General features: G+C 70.3%; 21 protein-coding genes and 1 pseudogene. 4 read left to right on the top strand and 18 right to left on the bottom strand.

Features of this window, described 5'->3' with window-relative positions; all coding sequences use genetic code 11:
* Nucleotides 1-69: 69 nt before the first annotated feature.
* The 5 genes from ACYQ8K_RS01215 to ACYQ8K_RS01195 all read right to left on the bottom strand — a co-directional run bounded on the left by ACYQ8K_RS01215 (nucleotide 70) and on the right by ACYQ8K_RS01195 (nucleotide 3,036).
* Nucleotides 70-471, bottom strand: a complete 402-nt coding sequence (locus ACYQ8K_RS01215; protein ID WP_459966532.1) for an antitermination protein NusB — start codon at nucleotides 469-471, stop codon at nucleotides 70-72.
* A complete protein-coding gene (gene nusB, locus ACYQ8K_RS01210; protein ID WP_459966531.1) occupies nucleotides 468-971 on the bottom strand; it encodes a transcription antitermination factor NusB in 504 nt (167 codons plus the stop codon). Before nusB ends, ACYQ8K_RS01215 begins: the two co-directional genes overlap by 4 nt.
* Nucleotides 968-1,531 (bottom strand): elongation factor P, encoded by a 564-nt coding sequence (gene efp / locus ACYQ8K_RS01205; protein WP_459966530.1) that lies wholly within the window; start codon nucleotides 1,529-1,531, stop codon nucleotides 968-970. Before efp ends, nusB begins: the two co-directional genes overlap by 4 nt.
* 126 nt (nucleotides 1,532-1,657) lie before the next feature.
* Nucleotides 1,658-1,882 (bottom strand): hypothetical protein, encoded by a 225-nt coding sequence (locus ACYQ8K_RS01200; protein WP_459966529.1) that lies wholly within the window; start codon nucleotides 1,880-1,882, stop codon nucleotides 1,658-1,660.
* A gap of 44 nt (nucleotides 1,883-1,926) precedes the next feature.
* Nucleotides 1,927-3,036 carry a M24 family metallopeptidase gene (locus ACYQ8K_RS01195; protein ID WP_459966527.1) on the bottom strand — a complete coding sequence of 370 codons (1,110 nt, stop codon included), beginning with the start codon at nucleotides 3,034-3,036 and terminating at the stop codon, nucleotides 1,927-1,929.
* 33 nt (nucleotides 3,037-3,069) lie between these two features.
* On the opposite strand from ACYQ8K_RS01195, the gene ACYQ8K_RS01190 reads away from it, so the two are divergent.
* Entirely contained in the window at nucleotides 3,070-3,780 is a 711-nt protein-coding gene (locus ACYQ8K_RS01190; RefSeq protein ID WP_459966526.1) for a B-4DMT family transporter, read from the top strand.
* Here the strand turns inward: ACYQ8K_RS01190 and aroQ are convergent.
* From aroQ to ACYQ8K_RS01145, 9 genes are all read right to left on the bottom strand, one after another.
* Nucleotides 3,777-4,223: a type II 3-dehydroquinate dehydratase gene (aroQ, locus tag ACYQ8K_RS01185; RefSeq protein ID WP_459966525.1), complete on the bottom strand. Its 447-nt coding sequence runs from the start codon at nucleotides 4,221-4,223 to the stop codon at nucleotides 3,777-3,779. The genes ACYQ8K_RS01190 and aroQ overlap by 4 nt on opposite strands.
* Complete coding sequence (aroB, locus tag ACYQ8K_RS01180) at nucleotides 4,220-5,311, bottom strand: 3-dehydroquinate synthase (RefSeq protein WP_459966524.1); 1,092 nt, start codon at nucleotides 5,309-5,311, stop codon at nucleotides 4,220-4,222. The genes aroQ and aroB overlap by 4 nt, the downstream gene beginning before the upstream one ends.
* Entirely contained in the window at nucleotides 5,308-5,832 is a 525-nt protein-coding gene (locus tag ACYQ8K_RS01175; RefSeq protein WP_459966523.1) for a shikimate kinase, read from the bottom strand. The genes aroB and ACYQ8K_RS01175 overlap by 4 nt, the downstream gene beginning before the upstream one ends.
* Nucleotides 5,832-7,037 carry a chorismate synthase gene (gene aroC, locus ACYQ8K_RS01170; protein ID WP_459966522.1) on the bottom strand — a complete coding sequence of 402 codons (1,206 nt, stop codon included), beginning with the start codon at nucleotides 7,035-7,037 and terminating at the stop codon, nucleotides 5,832-5,834. Before aroC ends, ACYQ8K_RS01175 begins: the two co-directional genes overlap by 1 nt.
* 65 nt (nucleotides 7,038-7,102) lie before the next feature.
* Complete coding sequence (locus ACYQ8K_RS01165) at nucleotides 7,103-8,713, bottom strand: ABC transporter ATP-binding protein (RefSeq protein WP_459966520.1); 1,611 nt, start codon at nucleotides 8,711-8,713, stop codon at nucleotides 7,103-7,105.
* A gap of 16 nt (nucleotides 8,714-8,729) precedes the next feature.
* Nucleotides 8,730-9,563, bottom strand: a complete 834-nt coding sequence (locus ACYQ8K_RS01160; RefSeq protein WP_459966518.1) for an ABC transporter permease — start codon at nucleotides 9,561-9,563, stop codon at nucleotides 8,730-8,732.
* Nucleotides 9,560-10,522 carry an ABC transporter permease gene (locus tag ACYQ8K_RS01155; protein ID WP_459966517.1) on the bottom strand — a complete coding sequence of 321 codons (963 nt, stop codon included), beginning with the start codon at nucleotides 10,520-10,522 and terminating at the stop codon, nucleotides 9,560-9,562. Before ACYQ8K_RS01155 ends, ACYQ8K_RS01160 begins: the two co-directional genes overlap by 4 nt.
* A 4-nt stretch (nucleotides 10,523-10,526) precedes the next feature.
* Nucleotides 10,527-12,119, bottom strand: a complete 1,593-nt coding sequence (locus tag ACYQ8K_RS01150) for an ABC transporter substrate-binding protein (RefSeq protein WP_459966516.1) — start codon at nucleotides 12,117-12,119, stop codon at nucleotides 10,527-10,529.
* A 10-nt stretch (nucleotides 12,120-12,129) separates the two neighbouring features.
* The gene (locus ACYQ8K_RS01145) at nucleotides 12,130-13,341 is read right to left on the bottom strand and encodes an acyl-CoA dehydrogenase family protein (protein ID WP_459966515.1); all 1,212 of its coding nucleotides are present in this window, start codon (nucleotides 13,339-13,341) and stop codon (nucleotides 12,130-12,132) included.
* Between the two features lie 200 nt (nucleotides 13,342-13,541).
* Between ACYQ8K_RS01145 and ACYQ8K_RS01140 the strand changes: the two genes are divergently transcribed.
* The 3 genes from ACYQ8K_RS01140 to ACYQ8K_RS01130 are packed head-to-tail and all read left to right on the top strand — an operon-like array spanning nucleotide 13,542 to nucleotide 16,855.
* Complete coding sequence (locus ACYQ8K_RS01140; protein WP_459966514.1) at nucleotides 13,542-14,468, top strand: LLM class oxidoreductase; 927 nt, start codon at nucleotides 13,542-13,544, stop codon at nucleotides 14,466-14,468.
* 35 nt (nucleotides 14,469-14,503) lie between these two features.
* Nucleotides 14,504-15,748 carry an NtaA/DmoA family FMN-dependent monooxygenase gene (locus ACYQ8K_RS01135; protein ID WP_459966612.1) on the top strand — a complete coding sequence of 415 codons (1,245 nt, stop codon included), beginning with the start codon at nucleotides 14,504-14,506 and terminating at the stop codon, nucleotides 15,746-15,748.
* A 21-nt stretch (nucleotides 15,749-15,769) separates the two neighbouring features.
* Nucleotides 15,770-16,855 (top strand): LLM class flavin-dependent oxidoreductase, encoded by a 1,086-nt coding sequence (locus tag ACYQ8K_RS01130; protein WP_459966513.1) that lies wholly within the window; start codon nucleotides 15,770-15,772, stop codon nucleotides 16,853-16,855.
* 5 nt (nucleotides 16,856-16,860) lie between these two features.
* Here ACYQ8K_RS01130 and ACYQ8K_RS01125 read toward each other — a convergent pair whose 3' ends face one another.
* From ACYQ8K_RS01125 to ACYQ8K_RS01110, 4 genes and pseudogenes are all read right to left on the bottom strand, one after another.
* A complete protein-coding gene (locus ACYQ8K_RS01125) occupies nucleotides 16,861-17,289 on the bottom strand; it encodes a prepilin peptidase (RefSeq protein ID WP_459966512.1) in 429 nt (142 codons plus the stop codon).
* 10 nt (nucleotides 17,290-17,299) lie between these two features.
* Nucleotides 17,300-18,130: a shikimate dehydrogenase gene (locus tag ACYQ8K_RS01120; RefSeq protein WP_459966510.1), complete on the bottom strand. Its 831-nt coding sequence runs from the start codon at nucleotides 18,128-18,130 to the stop codon at nucleotides 17,300-17,302.
* Nucleotides 18,105-19,352: an endolytic transglycosylase MltG gene (locus ACYQ8K_RS01115; RefSeq protein ID WP_459966509.1), complete on the bottom strand. Its 1,248-nt coding sequence runs from the start codon at nucleotides 19,350-19,352 to the stop codon at nucleotides 18,105-18,107. Before ACYQ8K_RS01115 ends, ACYQ8K_RS01120 begins: the two co-directional genes overlap by 26 nt.
* Nucleotides 19,345-19,483, bottom strand: a pseudogene (locus ACYQ8K_RS01110) (Holliday junction resolvase RuvX); the annotation flags it as partial. The pseudogene ACYQ8K_RS01110 and the gene ACYQ8K_RS01115, both read right to left, overlap by 8 nt.
* Nucleotides 19,484-19,562: the final 79 nt, after the last annotated feature.

Raw genomic sequence — 19,562 nt, 5'->3', positions numbered from 1 at the left:
CGCCGCTGACGTGCCGCTCGTATTGTGAACCCGCTGCGCCACGCCCGTGGTCGTTTCACCTCAGCTTGATCAGCGATCCACCTCGTCGTCACTGTCCACGACGTCGCCCCGGGGGCGCCGATTGCCGCGCGCGCCGTCCGTCCACCGCAGCATGGGCAGCTCGAGGCGACGGACCGGCAACTCGGTGACGTCGCTGAGCGAGCGCACCACGCCCTGCGTCAGCCCCATGATCGCGGCCATCACCGGCAGCAGCGGTTGCAGCGGCTTGGCCGCCGAACGCACGGTGCTGATGCGGCGGGCGACGACCACCCGTTCGACGCAGTGATACAGCCAGGCGCCCACACCCAGCGCGTAGATGGACAGCACCGAGGCCACGATCGTCAGCCCGTACGCGGCGCAGATCACCGCACCCAGCACCACCGTCGCGGCCAGGACGGCCGCCACGAGCAGGCGCAGCTCCAGCCGGGTCATGGTTGCGGTCCGTGCTCCTCCGGCGTTGTGTCGGGAGCCACCGCACCCCGGACCGCCTGGGCGGCGGCCCTGATCTGCGGTGTCACCAGCATGACGTGGCCGAGCACCCCGTTGACGAAGCCCGGCGAGTCGTCGGTGGACAGCTCCTTGGCCAGCTGGACGGCCTCGTCGACGGCGACCGGTTCCGGCACGTCGTCGGCGTACAAGAGCTCCCAGACCGCGACCCGCAGGATGGCGCGGTCCACGGCGGGCAGCCGGTCCAGCGTCCAGCCCTGCAGATGCGAGCTGATCAGGTCGTCGATGTGTGCGGCGTGTTCGCCGACGCCCCGGGCCGCCGCGGCCGTATAGGGCTGCAGGGGCGCGACTTCCGGGTTCGTCTCGGCGAGCCCGGTGCGGACGTCGACGACCTCCGCCGGGCTCAGTCCACGGGCCTCGGCTTCGAACAGCAGGTCGACGGCGCGCTTGCGGGCCTGATGGCGTCCCCTCACGGGTCTGCTCACGCGTTGACGCGCCCCAGGTAGCTGCCGTCGCGCGTGTCGACCTTCAGCTTGTCTCCGGTGTTGATGAACAGCGGCACCTGGATCTCGGCGCCGGTCTCCACGGTGGCGGGCTTGGTGCCGGCGCTGGACCGGTCGCCCTGCAGGCCCGGCTCGGTGTGCGTGACCTCCATTTCCACCGAGACGGGCAGCTCGAGGTACAGCGGGGCGCCGTTGTGGAACGCCACCTGCACCGGCAGGCCCTCCAGCAGGAACCGGGCGGAATCGCCGACCAGCGACTCGGGCAGCGGGTGCTGCTCGTAGTCCTCGCTGTCCATGAACACGAAGTCCGAGCCGTCGCGATACAGGTACGTGGCGTCGCGCCGGTCGACGGTCGCGGTCTCGACCTTCACACCGGCGTTGTACGTCTTGTCGACGACCTTGCCGGAGAGCACGTTCTTGAGCTTGGTCCGCACAAAGGCCGGGCCCTTGCCCGGTTTGACGTGCTGGAACTCGACGATCTGCCACAGTTGGCCGTCGATCACCAGCACCAGTCCGTTCTTGAAATCGGCAGTGCTTGCCACGGTTCGGTATATCTCCTCGGACGTTGGACAGTCGCTAGGGAACTGTCTGTAACTTGTCGGCCAGTTTAGAGCGCGCCGCGTCCGTGCCCCGCGGGCCGGGGTCGGGCCGTGACGCGCGAAACCCCGCTAGTGGTGCACCTGTTCGGAGCCGACCGCGGCGTGCTCGTCCGGCGACGGCAGCGGCTTGATCATCGTCAGCAGCGGAACGTGCAGCGTGACACCGCTGGCGAACGGCATGTGGATCGCGAAGTAGACGATCTGCATCTCCAGCCGCATCTCCCGAAGGGGCTGGGCGTACATGTCCCACCGGAAATCCCGCAGGCGCGCCAAACGCCGTGCCACCCCGTTCACGCACCCGACTGTACTCGGGGGCGCAACCCCCCGGGCGCCATCAGCTACCCCAGAACCGCGAGCTCCTTGGGGAACCTGGTCAGCAATTCCGGTGGCTTGCCGAGGGTTTCGTCCGGCACCACCAGCGTGTCCTCGATGCGCACCCCGCCGCGGCCGGGCAGGTAGACGCCCGGTTCCACGGTCACCACGGATTCGGCCAGCAAAGTGCCGGTGGACGTGGCGCCGATGCCCGGCGCTTCGTGGATCTCCAGGCCCACGCCGTGGCCCAGGCTGTGGCTGAACTGCTCGCCGTAGCCGGCGTCGGCGATCACCCGGCGGGCCGCGGCGTCCACCTCGCGCAGGTCGGCGCCGGCGTGCAGCGCCTCTCGGCCGGCCCGCTGCGAGTCGGCGACCAACTGGTAGATCTCCAGCTGCCAGTCCGCGGCCTTGCCGAGCACGAAGGTGCGGGTCATGTCCGAGTGGTAGCCACCGACCAGCGCACCGAAGTCGATCTTGACGAAGTCTCCGCTGGCCAGCACCGCGTCGGTGGGGCGGTGATGCGGGATCGCAGAGTTCGGGCCCGCCGCCACGATCGTCTCGAACGAGATCGCGTCGGCGCCGTGGTCAAGCATCAGGGCCTCCAGCTCGCGGCTGACCTCGCGTTCGGTCCGGCCGGGCCGCAGGCCACCCCGCGCCACCAGATCGGTCAGCGCCGCGTCGGCCGCCTCGCACGCCAGCCGCAGCAGGGCGACCTCGCCGGCGTCCTTGACCTCGCGCAAGGCCTCGACGGTTCCGGCGGCCTTGACCAGTTCGGTGGCCGCCTTCCGCTCGTCCAGCTCGCGGGTGAGCGCGTCGAATCCGTCGACGGTCACCACGTTGCTCTCGAAGCCCAGCGTCCGCGCGCCGGCCGCCGCCGCGTGCGCGGCCAGGTGCCGTCCCAGCGCCCGCTCGATGGCGACGTCGAGGTCCGGCGCCTGCTCGGCGGCCTGGGTCCGGTACCGCCCATCGGTGGCCAGCACGGGGCCGCGATCGTCGGCGAACACCAGCAACGCGCCGTTGGATCCGGTAAAACCGGAGAGGTAACGGACGTTCACCAGGTCCGTGACCAGCAGCGCATCCAATCCGCTGGCCTCAAGTCGCGCTCTGAGCCTGTCTCGACGCTGTGAATGTGTCACAGGTCTTGACGGTACTCGCTACGCTTTTGGGCCATGAGTAACTGGATGCTGCGCGGATTGGTCTACGCCGCGGCGATGGTCGTCGTCCGATTGTTCCAAGGTGCACTGATCAACGCGTGGCAGACACAGGCCGGGCTGTTCAGCGTTTCCCTGCTGCTGTTGTTCATCATCGGCGTGGGCGTGTGGGGGGTCCTGGACGGCCGGGCCGACGCCATCGCCAACCCCGATCCGGATCGCCGCGGCGACCTGGCGATGACCTGGCTGCTGGCCGGCCTGGTGGCCGGCGTGCTCAGCGGGGCCGTGTCCTGGCTGATCGCGCTCGTGTACAAGGGCCTGTACACCGGCGGACTGATCAACGAGGTGACGACGTTCGCGGCGTTCACCGCGCTGTGCGTCTTCCTGCCCGGAATCATCGGCGTGACCATCGGGCGCTGGCGGGTGGACCGCAATCCCCCGGCGCGCCGCCCAGGCACCGACGAAGAGCGGGCCGACACCGACGTGTTCTCCGCGGTGCGCGCCGACGACGCCCCCACCGGCGAGATCCCCACGCAGGGCCAGGGCGCCCACGCCGAGCCGCAAACGTCGGCGGTCGCGACGGCCGAGCGCGAGCCGGCCACCGACAAGGTGGGCAGCACCGAATCACCGACCGAAACGATTCACCACACCGAGGACGACCCGAAGACCGAGGTGATCCGCACCGGCGACGAGCACACCAAGCCGGGCACCGAACACGACAAGGGCTAGCTGCCGGCCCCGGGCTCCCCGGCCAGATAGCGCAGGGCGAGCAGATAGCCCTGCACGCCCAGCCCGACGATCACTCCCGTCGCGACCGGGCTGAGGTAGGAGTGTCGCCGGAACTCTTCGCGCGCATGGACATTGGAGATGTGCACCTCGATCAGGGGGGCGCTCAACTCCGCGCACGCGTCGCGCAGCGCCACCGACGTGTGGGTGAGGCCGCCGGCGTTGAGGATCACCGGCTCGCCCGCGTCGGCGGCCGAATGGATCCAGTCCAGCAGTTCGGCTTCGTTATCGCTTTGCCGCACAACGGCTTTGAGGCCGAGCGCGTCGGCTTCCCGCTCGATCAGCGCCGCCAGCTGATCATGGGTGGTGTCGCCGTACACGTCCGGCTCGCGCCGGCCCAGCCGGCCCAGGTTCGGGCCGTTGATGACGTTCACCGTCGTAGTCATGACGCCTCCGCGAGTCCGGCATAGGCCGCCGCCAACAGCGACGGGTCGGGGCCGGCCAGCCGGCCCGGTTTGCCCAGGCCGTCGAGGACCACGAACCGCAGCACCCCGGCCCGCGACTTCTTGTCTCCCGCCATGTATTCCAGCAATTGCGGCAGTGCGTCGGCGTCGTAGCTGACCGGCAGGCCGAGCGCGGACAGGATGGTGCGGTGCCGCTGCGCGGTGGCGTCGTCGAGGCGGCCGGCCAGCCGGGCCAGCTCGGCGGCGAAGACCAATCCCACCGATACCGCGGCCCCGTGCCGCCACTGGTAGCGCTCGCGACGCTCGATCGCGTGCCCCAATGTGTGCCCGTAGTTGAGGATTTCGCGCAGCTCCGACTCTTTCTCGTCGGCGGCCACCACCTCCGCCTTGACGGCGATCGCGCGCCGGATCAGCTCGGCCAGCACATCACCCGACGGGTCGACCGCCGCCTGCGGGTCGGCCTCGATGAGGTCGAGGATCACCGGGTCGGCGATGAACCCCGCCTTGACGATTTCGGCCATCCCGGCCACAAGTTCGTTGTGCGGCAACGTCTGCAGCGTGTCGAGGTCCACCAGCACCGCGTGCGGCTGATGGAACGACCCGACCAGGTTCTTGCCCGCGTCGGTGTTGATCCCGGTCTTGCCGCCGATGGCCGCGTCGACCATGCCGAGCAACGTGGTGGGCACGTGCACGATGTCGACGCCGCGCAGCCAGGTGGCCGCCGCGAATCCGGCGACGTCGGTGGCCGCACCGCCGCCAAGGCTGACCAACGCGTCTTTGCGCCCAATCCCGATGCGGCCCAATACTTCCCACAAGAAGCCAACCACTGGGAGGTCCTTGCCTTCCTCGGCGTCCGGGATTTCGATGCGGTGCGCATCAACGCCCTTGTCCGCCAACCGGCTTCGGATCACCTCGGCGGTCTCGGTCAGCACGGGCTGATGGACGATGGCCACCTTGTGCCGGCCGCCGAGAAGTTCGTCCAGCTCGCCCAGAAGCCGGGTGCCGACGATCACCGGGTACGGCGGGTCGACGGCCACCTCGATGGTGACCGGATCCCCGGAGCGCGTCATGTCGCCGCCCCGGCGGGAGCCTGCAACCGCGAGACGATGTAGCGCACCACCGCGCCGGGGTTGCGCCGGTTGGTGTCCACCCGGATGGTGGCGGCCCGCCGGTACAGCGGGCTGCGCTCGGCCAGCAGCGCGCGGTACTTGTCGGCGCGATCGGGCCCGGCCAGCAGCGGGCGCACGGCGTTGCCGCCGGTGCGGCGCACGCCTTCGGTGGCGCTGATCTCGAGGTAGATGACGGTGTGACCGGCGAGCGCCTCACGCACCCCCGGGCTGGTCACGGCGCCGCCCCCGAGCGACACCACGCCGTCGTGGTCGGCCAGCGCGGCGCGCACCACGTCTTCCTCGATGCGGCGGAACTCCGGCTCGCCGTCGATGGCGAAGATGTCGGCGATGCGGCGCCCGGTCTGCTGCTCGATGGCCACGTCGGTGTCCAGAAAATCGACGCCGAGCGCCTTGGCCAGCCGCCGGCCGATGGTCGACTTGCCCGATCCCGGCAGGCCCACCAGCACCGCTTTGGGCGCCATTACGCGGTACCCCGGGCGGCCGGCGACTCCCGCTCGGCGACCGCCTGCCGGTAGGCCTCGACGTTGCGACGGGTTTCGGCCAGCGAATCGCCGCCGAACTTCTGCAGCGCGGCCCGCGCCAGCACCAGCGCCACCATGGCCTCGACCACCACGCCGGCGGCGGGCACCGCGCACACGTCCGAGCGCTGGTGGATCGCGACGGCCTCGTCGCCGGTCGCCATGTCGACCGTGGCCAGCGCGCGCGGCACCGTGGAGATCGGCTTCATCGCGGCGCGCACCCGCAGCGGCTGGCCGTTGGTCATGCCGCCCTCCAGGCCGCCCGCGCGGTTGGTCGAGCGGACCACGCCGTCGGGGCCGGGATACATCTCGTCGTGGGCGCGGCTGCCGCGGCGGCGCGCCGTCTCGAAGCCGTCGCCGATCTCGACGCCCTTGATCGCCTGGATTCCCATGACGGCGCCGGCGAGCTGGCTGTCCAGCCGGTTGTCGCCGCTGGTGAACGAGCCCAGCCCGACGGGCAGGCCCAGGACCACCACCTCGACCACACCGCCGAGCGTGTCGCCGTCCTTCTTGGCGGCCTCGATCTCGGTGATCATCGCCTCCTCGGCCGCCTTGTCGAAGGCGCGCACCGGGCTGGCGTCAATCGCGGGCAGGTCGCCCGGGCCGGGCGGCGGGCCATCGTAGGGCGCCGACGGGCCGATCGCGATGACGTGCGAGAGCACCTCGACGCCGAGCGCCTGGCGCAGGAACGCGCGGGCGATGGTGGCGGCCGCGACGCGGGCCGCGGTCTCGCGGGCACTGGCCCGCTCCAGCACCGGCCGGGCGTCGTCGAAGCCGTACTTGAGCATGCCCGCGTAATCGGCGTGGCCGGGCCGCGGCCGGGTCAGCGGCGCGTTGCGCGCGCTGTCCGCCAGCTCCCCCGGGTCGACCGGGTCGGCGGCCATCACGGTCTCCCACTTCGGCCATTCGGTATTGCCGATCTCGACGGCGATCGGCCCGCCCAGGGTGACACCGTGACGCACCCCGGACAGCACGCTCACCGCGTCCCGCTCGAACGCCATCCGGGCGCCGCGACCGTAGCCCAGGCGACGACGGGCCAACTGTTCCGAAATGTCGAGGGAGGTGACCTCCACCCCGGCGACCATGCCTTCGAGCACGGCCACCAGCGCGCGGCCATGCGACTCCCCAGCAGTGATCCAACGCAACACAGGTCCCATCTTCCCATGTCGACTTCCGAAAAGCCGATTCGCGCAGCCCGCGGCGGTGCCGACCGCTATCCGGAGGCGGACAGCGCCAGATGTGCCAACCGGCGGCCCGGGGTGGCGTCCAGGAGCGCGCGGGTGTACCCCGCGGCCGGCGCCGCGAACACCGCCGCGGTGGCCCCGCTTTCCACCACCCGTCCGGCCCGCAGCACCACGACGCGATGCGACACCCGCCGGACGATCGACAGGTCATGGGAGATGAACAGATAGGTCAGACCAAGCTCTTCCTGCAGCCGCAGCAGCAGGCCGATGATCTGTTCGGCCGTCACGACATCCAGCGCCGACAGCGGTTCGTCGAGCAGGACGATCTGCGGTCGCACCACCAGCGCGCGGGCGATCGCGACGCGTTGGCATTCGCCGCCGGACAGCTCGGCGGGCCGCCGGTCGAGCTTGTCCGGGGTCAGCCCGACGCCGGCCACCGCCTCCGCGGCGCGCAGCGCCCGCTGACCCCTGTCGGCCAGCCCGTAGGAGCGCAGCGGGCTCTCCAGGATCTGACGGACGGTCCATCGGGGGTCGAGCGCCGAACCGGGGTTTTGATAGACGAACTGGATGTCCTGCCAGTGCTCGCGCCGTCCCCGCGCCGACAGCGAGGCGATGTCGCGCCCCAGCACGCCCACCGTTCCCCGGCTGGGTTTGAGCAGGCCGGCGATCATCTTCGCCGTGGTCGACTTGCCCGACCCGGACTCCCCCACCAAGGCCAGTGTCTCGCCGCGCCGGACGGTGAAGGTCAAATCCGCCACGGCGGTGTGCCTGCCCCGGGCGCCGACCCGGAACTCCTTGGCGACGGCGGCGACCTCGATGACGTCCTCGATAGCGGCGTGCGCGACGGCCGGCGGCTGGGCACCGAACCGACGGATCAGGTGCGCGGCGTACTCGGTGCGCGGCGCCGCGACGATCGCGCCGGTCGCGGCATCTTCCACGACGGCGCCGTCGCGCATCACCACGATGCGCGACGCATGATCGGTGGCCACCCCGATGTCGTGGGTGATGAAGACGACGGTGGTGCCGTGCTCGGCGACGAGCCGGTCGAACACGGCCAAGACGTGGCGCTGGACGGTCACATCGAGGGCGGACGTCGGTTCGTCGGCGACCAGCAGATCGGGATTGAGGCCGAAGGCGATCGCCAGGAGCACACGCTGACGCATTCCCCCGGAGAGCTCACCGGGATATTGCTTCAGTCGTTGCTCGGCGCGGTCGATTTCGACCCGGTCCAACAGGTCGATGCAGCGCTGCCGGATCTGGCGCCGGGAGAGCCTCTCCCCTTTTAGGGCGAAGACCTCGGCGATCTGAGATCCGATGGTGCGCACCGGGTTCAGCGACGCGCCGGGATCCTGCGGAACCAATCCGACGGTACTGCCCCGCAGCCCGCACCACTGGCGCTCACTCAGGCCGAGTGCGTTGCGGCCACCGATGACCAGCGACCCCGCGGTGATCGTCGCGGCCGGCGGTAGCAGCCCGAGCACCGCGTTCGCCAAAGTGGTTTTGCCCGAACCGGATTCGCCGACTACCGCGACGAATTCCCCAGGCTCCACCGCCAGGTCGAGGCGGTCGAGGGCCACCTTGGGCGGATCCCCCGGGTAGGTCACGGTGAGGCCGGACACCTCGAGCAGCGATGGGGCCACGGTGCGTTCCTTCCGTTCAGATCCGGTTGGACGTCAGCGCCCGGCGGCTCAGCACACCGAGCGCCAGGATCACCAGCAGGACGACGGCGCCGGGCAGCGTGGTGAGCCACCATGCGGTCGCCAGGTAGCGGCGGCCCTCGGCGACCAGCAGCCCCCACTCCGGTGTCGGCGGCGGGGCGCTGTAGCCGAGGTAGCCCAACGCCGAGATCAACAAGATCGCGCTGCTGAGATCGATGACGGCCAGGGCGATCACGACCCCGGTCGCGTTGGGGACGATGTGCCGGCGGATCACCGACCACCGGGTCTCCCCGGACAAGAAGGCGGCCTCGACATAGTCCAGCGCGCGGACGCGGAGCACTTCGGCGCGAAACACCCGGGCGAAGATCGCGATCGAACCGATGCCCACACCTATGCCGACCGACAGCGGGCCCGGGCCGTACGCGGTGACGATCCACACGGACACCAGAAAACCCGGCAGCGCCAGCAACACATCGGCGAATCGCATGCCGACCGCGTCGACGACGGGCCCGGATACGCCGGCGAGGATGCCGACAACGCTGCCGATCAGCAGTCCCACCGTCACGGCCAACCCGGCGGTCGCGATGGTGTGCGAAGTCCCGTAGATGACCCGCGTCAGCACATCGCGGCCCAGATGGTCGGTGCCGAACCAATGCGCCCAGCTGGGCGGCTGAAACTTGTCGACGGGCTTGCCCTTCAACGGGTTTCGATCCGTGAACAGCCCCGGGGCGACCGCCCACGCGGCGACGAGGATCAGCACAGCCGCGGACAACCGCACCGACCAGGACGCCGAACGTCGCGCGCGGCGGGCCGGCGCCGCAACCGCGCTCAACCGAACCCGCCCAGCCGGGTGGTGAATCCGCGGCGCTGCAACTTGGTGACGCGCGGGTCCAGCAGCGGGTAGATCAGGTCGACCACGAGATTCGCCGCCACGATGACCACCGCCGTCAGCAGTACCAGGCCTTGAATCAGCGAGATGTCCTGGTTGGAAACCGCCTGCAGCAGTACGGCCCCCAAACCGGAACGGGAGAACACCGTTTCGGTGACCACCGAGCCACCCAGTAACGCACCCACCGTTGTCGCGGTTACCGTCAGTGCCGGCGCGGCGGCGTTCTTCAGCACGTGCTTGCGGATCACCCACCCGGGTGTGCCGCCTTTGGCGCGCGCGGTGTTGATGTGCGGAAGCGCCAGTGTGGCATCGATGTTCTTGCCCAGCACCTGCGCGATCGGCGCCGAGATGGGCACGGCGAGCACCAGCGCCGCGACCAGCAGCGATGTCACAGATCCGTCCGGAAACAACGAGATCAGCCCCAGTTGCACCGAAAAGACCTGCAAAACAACCAATCCCAGCCAAAACGTCGGGACGGCGCCGAACAGCGGTGGGATCGCGCGGACCAACGACTGTACGGGTGCACACGTGGTCGCCAGTACCGTGATCGCCGCGGCGAACAGCAGCGCGAACACGGTCGCCGTGGCCGCCAACTTCACCGTCTCGCCGATCACCCCGCCGATGCGATCGGTGACGGACTGACCGCTGGACAGGGAGAAGCCAAAATGCCCGTGCAGCAGCTGGTTCAGCTGCGAGAAGTACTGCACCCACAACGGCCGGTCATAGCCGTAGAACGCCCTGACCTGGGTCACGATGTCGGGGTTGAAATAGCCCTCGCCCTTGGCCACGAAGATCGCCGCGGGATCGGTCGGCAGGATGCTGACCCCCCAAAAGACGACGGTGAAGGCCACCAGCAGCACGATCGCCGACTGGCCGACGCGGGTGGCAATGTAGGTGACCATCGCGTCAGGCCTTCCACGCGCTCTGCAGCAACGGCTCGGTGTAGCGGGTGAACTCGACGTGGACGTTCGGCGCGGCGGCATGGACCTGCACCTCGTCCCAGAGCACCAGCGCCAGTTGGTCGTCGATGATCTTGCGCTGTTCGCGAGCGACGATGTCTTTGAGCCGGGCCGGGTCGGTCTCCCTGAGCTCTTCCTCCGATAGCGCGATCAGATCGTCGTTCTTGGCAAATGTCAGGTTGCTTTTCGGGCGGCCGAACAACAGGCCCAGGCCGATGTTGTATTGGATTCGGGTGCCGAACAGCGGAGTGGACTGTTGGCTGCTGGAGGCGTTGAAGAACGTCGTATCACCCGCCCGGTTCTGCAGGACGACGCCCAGTTCCCGCCACTGCGATTCGATGAACTCGAACGCCGGGCGGAACACCACGCTCTGGTTGGACGCCGCGAGCGTCAAATTCAGCTTCTTGCCGTCCTTCACGCGCACACCGTCCTCGCCTGGTCGCCATCCAGCCGCATCGAGCAGGCTGGCCGCCTGCTGCGGCCGATATCCGATGTCGGCGCTCACGTTGGCGAACAACGGGTCGTCGTGGCCGAGAACGGAATCGCTGGCCCGATAGCTGTCGGACAGCACGGTATCCACCACCGCTTGGCGATCGATGCCCAATTGCAGCGCCCGGCGCACCCGCACGTCGTTGACGACCTGGTTGTTGATCCGGAACCCGACCAGGTTCGCGGTCTCGGCGGGGGCCGCGACCGAGAGCACCTGCAGCCCACCCTGTTTCAGGGCGGGTTCGTCGGTCGGCTGGATTCCGCGCGCCACGTCCACCTGATGCGACTGGACCGCACCCGCGCGCAGGCCCGGTTCGGCGATCACCCGGAAGACGACCTTGTCGAGATAGGCAGCCCCCCGGTTCGGCCACGACGACGGCGCCCACGCGTAATCGGGGCGTTTCTTGAGCACCACCTGTTGGTCGGGAATCTGCGATTGGTAGACGAACGGGCCTGAGCCGACGACATTTTCGATTTTGGCCTGGTGCTGGTAATCGAGGGCCAGCGTCGACGGCGCGCGGATCCCCGCGCGGCTGTAGGACAAGACCTTGTAGAAGTTCGCATTGGGCCGGTTGAGGAACACGGTGACGACGTTTCCGCTGACCTCGCTGTGGTCGTAGCCCACGAAATCGGCGAAGGGCGGCATCTTCTTGCCGGGGTCGCCCTTGCCGAGCTGGTCGAAGTTGGCCTTCACCACCTCGGCGGTCAGCGGTGTCCGGTCGCTGAATGTCACCCCGTCGCGGATGGTGAAGGTGTATCGGGTGGCGTTCTGGTTGCGGGAGAAGGTTTTTGCCAGCCACCCGTGCACCGCGTCGGTCTTCGGGTCTACGTACACCACCCGGTCGAGCACCTGGAACATCAGGTTGTTGGCGCTGTAGTTGGCCGCCATGGTGTCGGTGACGAACTGCACATCGGAATAGGTCAACGTGCCACCGCGCACCGGCGCCCCGGTGGGCCCGGTGCTGGGAGCGTGCCGGTGGCTCGAACAACCCGCCACCACGACGGAGAAGACCACGCCGAGCACCGCCGCGTGCGTCGCTGCCTTCGACATCCCGGCGCGTTTAGAAGAAACTGGTGTCGGGCAGCGCCGCGCCGTTGACGGCGACGTCGCCCAGCACCCGCGCCTTGTAGATCGTCGGGTTGTGCGAGAACAGGGTTCGTAGGTTTCGCCAGTGCCGGTCCAGCAGCGCCGAGGCCTGGATGGCCGACGCGCCCCCGGCGTCGAAAACGCGGGACGCCGCCCGCAGCGCGGGCTCCTGGATCGCGACCTTGACCCGCGCGGTGGCGATCGACGCCGCGGCTTCCAACTCGGGATCGATCCCGCTGTCGCGCGCGGCCTTTAGCGCGGGCGCGAGGTCGACCGCCGCGCTGCGCACCAGGGCGTGGGCGCCGTAGGCCACGGCATCGATCTCGCCGACGATCTGCAGCAGCTGCGGATCGGCGGTCGGGGTGTCGGTGCTGGCGAAGGTGTAGGTGCGGCGCCGGCCGCGCACCAGTGCCGCGGCGTCCGCCGTCAGGCTGCGCAGGATTCCGGCGGCCACCGCGTGCAGGTACAGCTGCACCAGCGCACCCCGGGCTCGGTTCACCCCGATGGTGGCGCCCAGCGGGAAGACTTCGTCGGCCGCGACCGCAACGTCGTTGAAGACCGTTGTGCCGCTTCCGGTTTGACGCTGGCCGATGCCGTCCCAATCATCGAGGTGCTCGACGCCGGCCCGGCCCACCGGAATCACCACGGCGGTTGGGGCGCCGTCGTCGTCCTGCGCGGTGATCCGCAGGTAGTCGGAGAACTGCGCGCCGGTGCTGTAGAACTTCCTGCCGCGCAACCGCAACCCGTCCTCGGTGGCCACCAGCCGCGTGTCGCGGTTGTTGCCGCCCACCGACTTCTGGCTCTGTTCGGCGTTGGCGCCCCCGATCAACCCGCCCTCGGCGACCACCGCGATCCAGCGGTCGCTGCCGGCGCGTCGGGGCTTGACCTGTAGCTCCTCGACCAGCGCGTAATGGATCCGCAAAATGTGCGCCAGGTCGGGGTCGGCGGCGGCCAGCGCGACGAGATAGTCGAAGAACTCCGGCGCCGTGAAGCCGGCACCCCCGAGTTCGCGGGCCAATCGGACCGCACCCAGCCGATGGTCGCGAACGAGTTTGAGCCCACGCAGCGGCGGCTCCGTTCCCCCGTCGGCCAACCGTAGCCGATAGTCGGCGGCGATCTCGGCGAGCACGTCGCCGATCGCCGGCGGATCCGCGGGTGTTTCGTGCCGGTGAACTCCAACGGGCATGTGTGACAAAGCCTTCCGGATGCGTGCGTGCCGCGGCGATCCGCGGCAACCAGCCCCAAAACCTATGCGCCGCCGACCCATGCCGACAACGGTTTATAGCGTCACAATTTTTAAGTGGAATGGTGTGTGGTCAGCCATCTTCGGGTCGGCGCCGCGCGCGGCGGTTGCATCGCGCGTGCGTCCACGTAACGTCGTGACTCATGCCTGCCACGCTGTCCGTCGGGATCGAGGTCGCCGGCGACGCGATCGGCGACCAGTCGCCTGTACGGGGCGTCGCCGGGCTGGCGCATCGCCTGGAATCCGCCGGTGTGCATTACTGGGTGATCGGCGCCGACCGCGCCGAACCGGTCGGCGCCTCCAGCTTGGACGCCTCGCTGGTCGCCACCGTCGCGGCCCGGCACAGCACCAGGCTGGGCCTGGTCGTGGCCGCGTCCGTGCATCGCGACCATCCCTATAACCTCGCCCGCCGGCTGCTGTCGGTCGAGCATGCGGCGCCAGGGCGCGTCGGCTGGTTCGCCCTCGATGCCGACCGGCGCATCGGGCTCAACGCCGTTGCCGACACCTGGACCGGCGCCGCGCTCGGCCCGGCGCACACCGCGGTGGCGATCGAGGCGGTGCGAACGCTGTGGCGCACGTGGCCCTATGCATCGCTGGTGGGTGACCGCGCGACCGGCGTTTTCGCCGACACCGCACAGATCCGGCGTGCCGACGTGCAAGGCACCTATCGCATCACCGGGCCGCTGAACGTGCCCGGTTCGCCGCACGGCGACCCGCCGGTGTGGCAGCAGGCCGGTGCCCCCACTGCGAACCCGGACGTGGTCGTGGTCGAGGACGGCGACCCGGTCCCGGATGGCGCCGTCATCCGGGTGCGATCGGTCGATCACGCGGCGCTGGATCGGGTGGCGGCAACGCCGGGCGTCCGCGGCGTGCTGCTGCGGGTGACACCGGACGCCCTGCCGGCGGTGCTCGACGACGTGGTCGCCCCGGCGCAACGCCGCGGTATTGCGGCCGCTCCCCCGGCCGGCACACTGCGACAGCAGCTTCGGCTACCCGCATGCGCCGTCCCCGACCTGTCGGCACACCGCCGCGCCTTCGACGGCGCCCCGAATGCGGGGGCCCGGCTGTGAGCGGCCACGAGCGCCGGCTCACGCTCAACGTCAACGTGTTGAACCTGGGCATTCACACCGCATCGTGGCGGCGATCGGCCGAGGCGCCCACCGCCTTCACCGATCCCGGCTATTACGTGCGAATGGCCGAGATCGCCGAACGCGGAACCCTGGACGCGCTGTTCCTGGCCGACGGGCCCGCCTTGCGCGATCACCCGGCCCTGCGCCCGTCGCAGGCCCTGGAGCCGAGCGTGATCCTGGCCGCCATCGCCGCGGAGACCGAGCATCTCGGGCTCATCGGGACGTTGTCCTCGACATTCAACGACCCGGTGGAGCTGGCGCACCGGCTGCTCAGCCTCGATCACCTCTCCGGTGGGCGCCTCGGCTGGAACGTCGTCACCACGTATTCCGAGGCGGCCGGCGGCAACTTCGGCCTGGCCGACCTTCCCGACCGGCAGACCCGATACCGGCGCGCCGCGGAGTTCGTCGACGTGGTGCTGGCGTTGTGGCGCGACGCCGCGACCGGTGGGGCCGGCGTCGACCACCGCGGCGAATTCTTCGGCGTCACCGGCTCGTTGTCGCAGGGGCCGTCCCCGCAACGGCATCCGCTGCTGGTGCAGGCCGGCGGGTCGCCGCAGGGCCGGGACCTGGCCGGCCGCGTCGCGGACGCGGTGTTCAGCGCGGAACTCGACCTGGACGCCGGTATCGAGCACTACCGCTACGTCAAAGACGTCGCCGCGGCGCACGGTCGCGGCCGTGACGCGGTACGCATCCTGCCCGGACTGATCACCACCATCGGCAGCAGCCGCGCCGAGGCGCAGCGGCGCTACGACGAACAGAACGAGCTGCTGCCCGCGGGCCACGACGTCGAACGCTTGTCACAGACCCTCGGGGCGGACCTGTCGGGACTTCCGCTGGACGAACCCATCCCCCCGCGGCTGCTGGGGTCCGTACCGGATCCGTCGAAGTTCGTTGGCTCGCTGGGCTTTCGGGAGTCGGTCGTGCGGCTGGTGACCGGCCGCGGGCTGACGCTGCGGCAGACCCTCCGCGAGTTCAGCGGCTCGGGCCACCGGGTGATCGTGGGATCGCCGGCCGACGTGGCCGACACCGTCGAGCGGTGGTTTTGCGCCGGCGCGGCCGACGGCTTCAATCTGATGCCCGACGTCTTGCCCGACGGTCTGGAGGTGTTCGTCGACGAGGTGGTGCCGATTCTACGGTCCCGCGGGCTCTTCCGTACCTCGTACACGGACAAGACGCTGCGCGAACGGCTCACCGGCGACCGGTACGTCGCCGCGGCCTGAACCCAAGAAAGAAGGTGCACCGTGCCCGCCGAGAAGGGTCAATTTCTCTGGTACATACCGAATACCGTCGAGCCGGGCCATCGAGGCGACGACACCGTCGACGGCTGGGGCAGCCTGGATTACTCGGTCGACCTGGCGCTGCGCGCCGAGCAACACGGCTGGGAGGGCGCGCTGATCGGCACCGGCTGGGGGCGGCCGGACACCTTCACCGTCGCGACCGCGATCGCCGCGCGCACCACCAACTTCGCCCCACTGGTGGCGGTTCGGCCCGGTTACTGGCATCCGGCGCATTTCGCCAGCGCCGCGGCCACCCTGGATCGGCTCAACAACGGCCGGCTGTTGATCAACGTCGTCAGCGGCGCCGACGATCTGGCCGCATACGGCGACGCCGAGGTCGACAAGGGCCGCCGCTACGACCGCACCCGCGAATTCATCCGGCTGGTCCGCCGGTTGTGGAGCGAGGATGACGTGACCTTCCGTGGCGAGTTCTACGGCGTCGAACACTCGACGCTGCAGCCGCGCCCGCTCGGTGCGGCCGACGGCCGCTATCCGAAGCTCTATTTCGGCGGAGCCTCGGCGGCCGCCGAGCAGGTCGCCGCGACCGACGCCGATGTCCAACTGTTCTGGGGCGAGTCACTGGACGGGATCGCCGAGCGCATCGACAGGCTGAAGTCGTTGTCGGACAAGCTCGGTCGCGAGCATGCGCCGCTGGAATTCGGGCTGCGGGTGACGACGCTGGTGCGCGACACGTCCGAGCAGGCCTGGCGCGACGCCGAGGCCAAGGTCGCCAAGCTGGCCGGCACGCCGACCATGCTGTTGCTGCACGACCCGGCCGGGTCCGAGGGGCAGCGGCGGCTCAACGACCTCGCCGGGCGCGGCGAGGTGCTCGATTCCTGCCTGTATACGACGCCGAGCAAGTACGGCGGGGAGGGCGCCGGGACGACCTGGCTGGTCGGCTCCGCGGCCGAGGTCGCCGACGCGCTGCGCAAATACGTCGATCTCGGTGTCAGCCATTTCGTGCTGTCGGACACCCCGTACAAGTCGGAGACGGTCAGGCTCGGCGACCAGCTGCTGCCGCTGCTGCGCCCCACCGCCGTTCCGAGCTGAGGGACTCAGAGCAGCGTCAGCCCCACCGCCGCCGCGCTGGACAGACACATCGACGGCCCGTGCGGCACCGATCTACCGGCGCCCCGCGCCATCGCGACCACCCCGAGCGCGGCCGTCAGCAGCGGCGCGCCCAGCGCCGCGAAAAACCAGACGCCGACGCCGAAGCAACCGGTCAACGCGCCCAGACCGAGGGCCAGCTTCACGTCGCCGGCGCCCATTCCACCCGGCGCCGCGCAGTGCACCACCAGGTAGGTCGCGCCCAGGGCCAGGGTCCCGGCCAGCGCCGCCGGCCCGCGCCCGGCCAGCGTGGCGGCCGCCAGGATCGCCGCGGCCCCGGTCAGCGTCAGCGCGTTGGGCAGGCGGCGTTCGCGAACGTCGTAGCCACTCAACGCCGCCAGCCAGGCCAGCACCAGGCACGCCGCCGCAATCCGCATGCGCGGCATGCTATTCCGGTGCGGCCACCGCGCAAGTCATGGCCTCGCGCGGCGCGGGGCGACCGGTGAACTGTTCCACCTGCGCGAAGGCCTGGTGCAGCAGCATCTGCAGGCCGCTGATCACCCGCCCGCCGGCGGCGCCGACCGCGGCGGCCAGCGGCGTGGGCCACGGGTCGTAGACGGCGTCCAGCAGCACCCCGATGCCCGCGAAGGTGCCGGCGTAGCGCTCGGCCACCTCGGCGGGGATGGTGCTGACCAGCACCTCGGCGCCCGCCACCTCATCGGCCAGCGCGTCGCCGTCCAAGTCGCAGAACCGCGTCCGCACGCCCAGCTCGTTGCCCAGCTCCACCAGCCGGGCCGCCTTGTCGGGGTTGCGGGCCACCACGGTGATGCCGGCGACGCCCAGCTGCGCCAAGCCGGCGACGGCCGCGGGCGCGGTGCCCCCCGATCCACAGACGAGCGCCCATCCCGAGGCGCTGCCCAGCGCCCCGGCGACCCCGTCGATGTCGGTGTTGTCGGCCCGCCAGCCCGCGGGCGTGCGCACCAGGGTGTTGGCCGACCCCACCCGCCGCGCCCGGTCGGTCCGCTCGTCGGCGAATCGCAGGGCGGCGAACTTGCCGGGCATGGTCACCGAGACCCCGACCCATTCCGGCCCGAAACCGCCGACCACACCGGGCAGCTGCTCGGCGTCGCACTCGATGCGCTCGTACGTCCAGTCGGTCAGACCCAGCGCACGATAGGCGGCCAGGTGCAATTGCGGGGACTTCGAGTGGGCGATCGGCTTGCCGAGCACGGCCGCCTTGCGGGGGCCCGCGCTAGCGGGGCGTGCTGTCGAGGACACCGTTGCGCTTAGCCAGCTCGATGTTGGCCAGATGTTGTTGATAGTCGCGGGTGAACAGCGTCGTGCCCTGGGCGTCGATGGTGACGAAATACAGCCAGTCGCCGGGCTGCGGGTGCTCGGCGGCGTTGAGCGCGTCGGTGCCGGGCGAACAGATCGCGGTGGCCGGCAGGCCCTGCGACACATAGGTGTTCCACGGCGTCTTCTGGGCGCGGTCGGCGTCGCTGGTCGCCACCTCACGGCGGTCCAGCGGATAGTTGACCGTCGAGTCGAACTCGAGGGTGTGGTGGGCGTGCAGGCGGTTGTAGATGACCTGCGCGACCTTCGCGAAGTCCTGGGAGTTGGATTCCTGCTGCACCAGCGACGCCACCACCAGGATGTCGTACGGTGACAGGCCCATGGCCTGGGCGGTGTCCACCAGCCCGGACTTCACGTACTCCTCGCCGCCCGCACCGATCAGGGTGGCCAGGATGCTCTCCGGCGACGCGGACGGATCGATGTTGAAGGTGCCCGGCGCGATCAGCCCCTCGATCCGGCGGTGGTCCTTGCCGAGCTCACCGACGGGCTCGGTGGCCCACGGCGGCACCGCCAACGCCAAGGGGGAACTGTTGGTCGCGGCGGCCCGCAGGCCGTCCACCGGGACGCAGCGCGTGTCGCCGTCCAGGTCGACGCAGGTCGCGCGCGAGATCAGCGTCAGGATCCCGGGCGTCACCACGTTGGTCTTCATGTCGGTGGTGTCGTCGAGCTGGCGGCCCTCCGGGATGACCAGCCGGCCCACCCGGCTCTTCGGGTCGGTCAGCCGCGCGACCGCGTTGGCCGCCGGGATCTCGGTGCGCATCCGGTAGAAGCCGGGCTGGATCGAGTTGATGGCGCTGTTGCCGTGCGCGGCGTTGACGAACGCCCGCACCGTCTTGATGACCTGCTCTTTCTGCAGCGTCTCGCCGATGTTGGTGGTCGAGTCACCGGCCTGCACCTGGATCACCAGGTCCCGCTTGCCGCCACCGCTGTAGTCGTCGCCCGGCCCGAAGATCGTGTGCCACAGCTTGCCGCCCGCGAAGACACCCGCGAGCACCACCACGACGAACACCGCGAGCGCGATCTTGCCGAAGAACCGGCGCCGACGGCCCCGCTTGGCCTGCTTGCGGGAGACGCGGCTCGGCCTGCGCCCCGACGGCGCACCCACCGCCTCGGGCTCGGCCCGTTCCCGCCGTGCGCTGTCAACCATCGCTGAGCTCCCCCGCCACCGCCGCGCGGCGCTGATCCAGCCAACTCTGCAGGATCGCCACCGCCGCCGCCTGATCGATCACCGCACGTTGTTCCTTGGCCCGCACCCCGGCCGCGGGCCGCGCGCGCCGCGCGGGCACCCGGGTGGGGGCCGCGGAGGGCCCCCCCCCCCCGGAGGGGGGGAGGCGAGGGGGCCGCGCGGGGCGCCACA

This window comes from Mycobacterium sp. MUNTM1 (assembly GCF_054660795.1).
This window is presented reverse-complemented; position numbering and strand designations above follow the sequence as displayed.

What these genes read in the sequence shown, in the direction of transcription:
- ACYQ8K_RS01115 (WP_459966509.1), bottom strand. Translation starts at nt 19,352, where the DNA reads ATGGTTGACAGCGCACGGCGGGAACGGGCCGAGCCCGAGGCGGTGGGT.
- aroB (WP_459966524.1), bottom strand. Translation starts at nt 5,311, where the DNA reads ATGACGCGCTCCGGGGATCCGGTCACCATCGAGGTGGCCGTCGACCCG.
- ACYQ8K_RS01175 (WP_459966523.1), bottom strand. Translation starts at nt 5,832, where the DNA reads ATGGCGCCCAAAGCGGTGCTGGTGGGCCTGCCGGGATCGGGCAAGTCG.
- ACYQ8K_RS01125 (WP_459966512.1), bottom strand. Translation starts at nt 17,289, where the DNA reads ATGCGGATTGCGGCGGCGTGCCTGGTGCTGGCCTGGCTGGCGGCGTTG.
- ACYQ8K_RS01150 (WP_459966516.1), bottom strand. Translation starts at nt 12,119, where the DNA reads ATGTCGAAGGCAGCGACGCACGCGGCGGTGCTCGGCGTGGTCTTCTCC.
- ACYQ8K_RS01145 (WP_459966515.1), bottom strand. Translation starts at nt 13,341, where the DNA reads ATGCCCGTTGGAGTTCACCGGCACGAAACACCCGCGGATCCGCCGGCG.
- aroQ (WP_459966525.1), bottom strand. Translation starts at nt 4,223, where the DNA reads ATGACTACGACGGTGAACGTCATCAACGGCCCGAACCTGGGCCGGCTG.
- ACYQ8K_RS01140 (WP_459966514.1), top strand. Translation starts at nt 13,542, where the DNA reads ATGCCTGCCACGCTGTCCGTCGGGATCGAGGTCGCCGGCGACGCGATC.
- ACYQ8K_RS01190 (WP_459966526.1), top strand. Translation starts at nt 3,070, where the DNA reads ATGAGTAACTGGATGCTGCGCGGATTGGTCTACGCCGCGGCGATGGTC.
- ACYQ8K_RS01215 (WP_459966532.1), bottom strand. Translation starts at nt 471, where the DNA reads ATGACCCGGCTGGAGCTGCGCCTGCTCGTGGCGGCCGTCCTGGCCGCG.
- ACYQ8K_RS01155 (WP_459966517.1), bottom strand. Translation starts at nt 10,522, where the DNA reads ATGGTCACCTACATTGCCACCCGCGTCGGCCAGTCGGCGATCGTGCTG.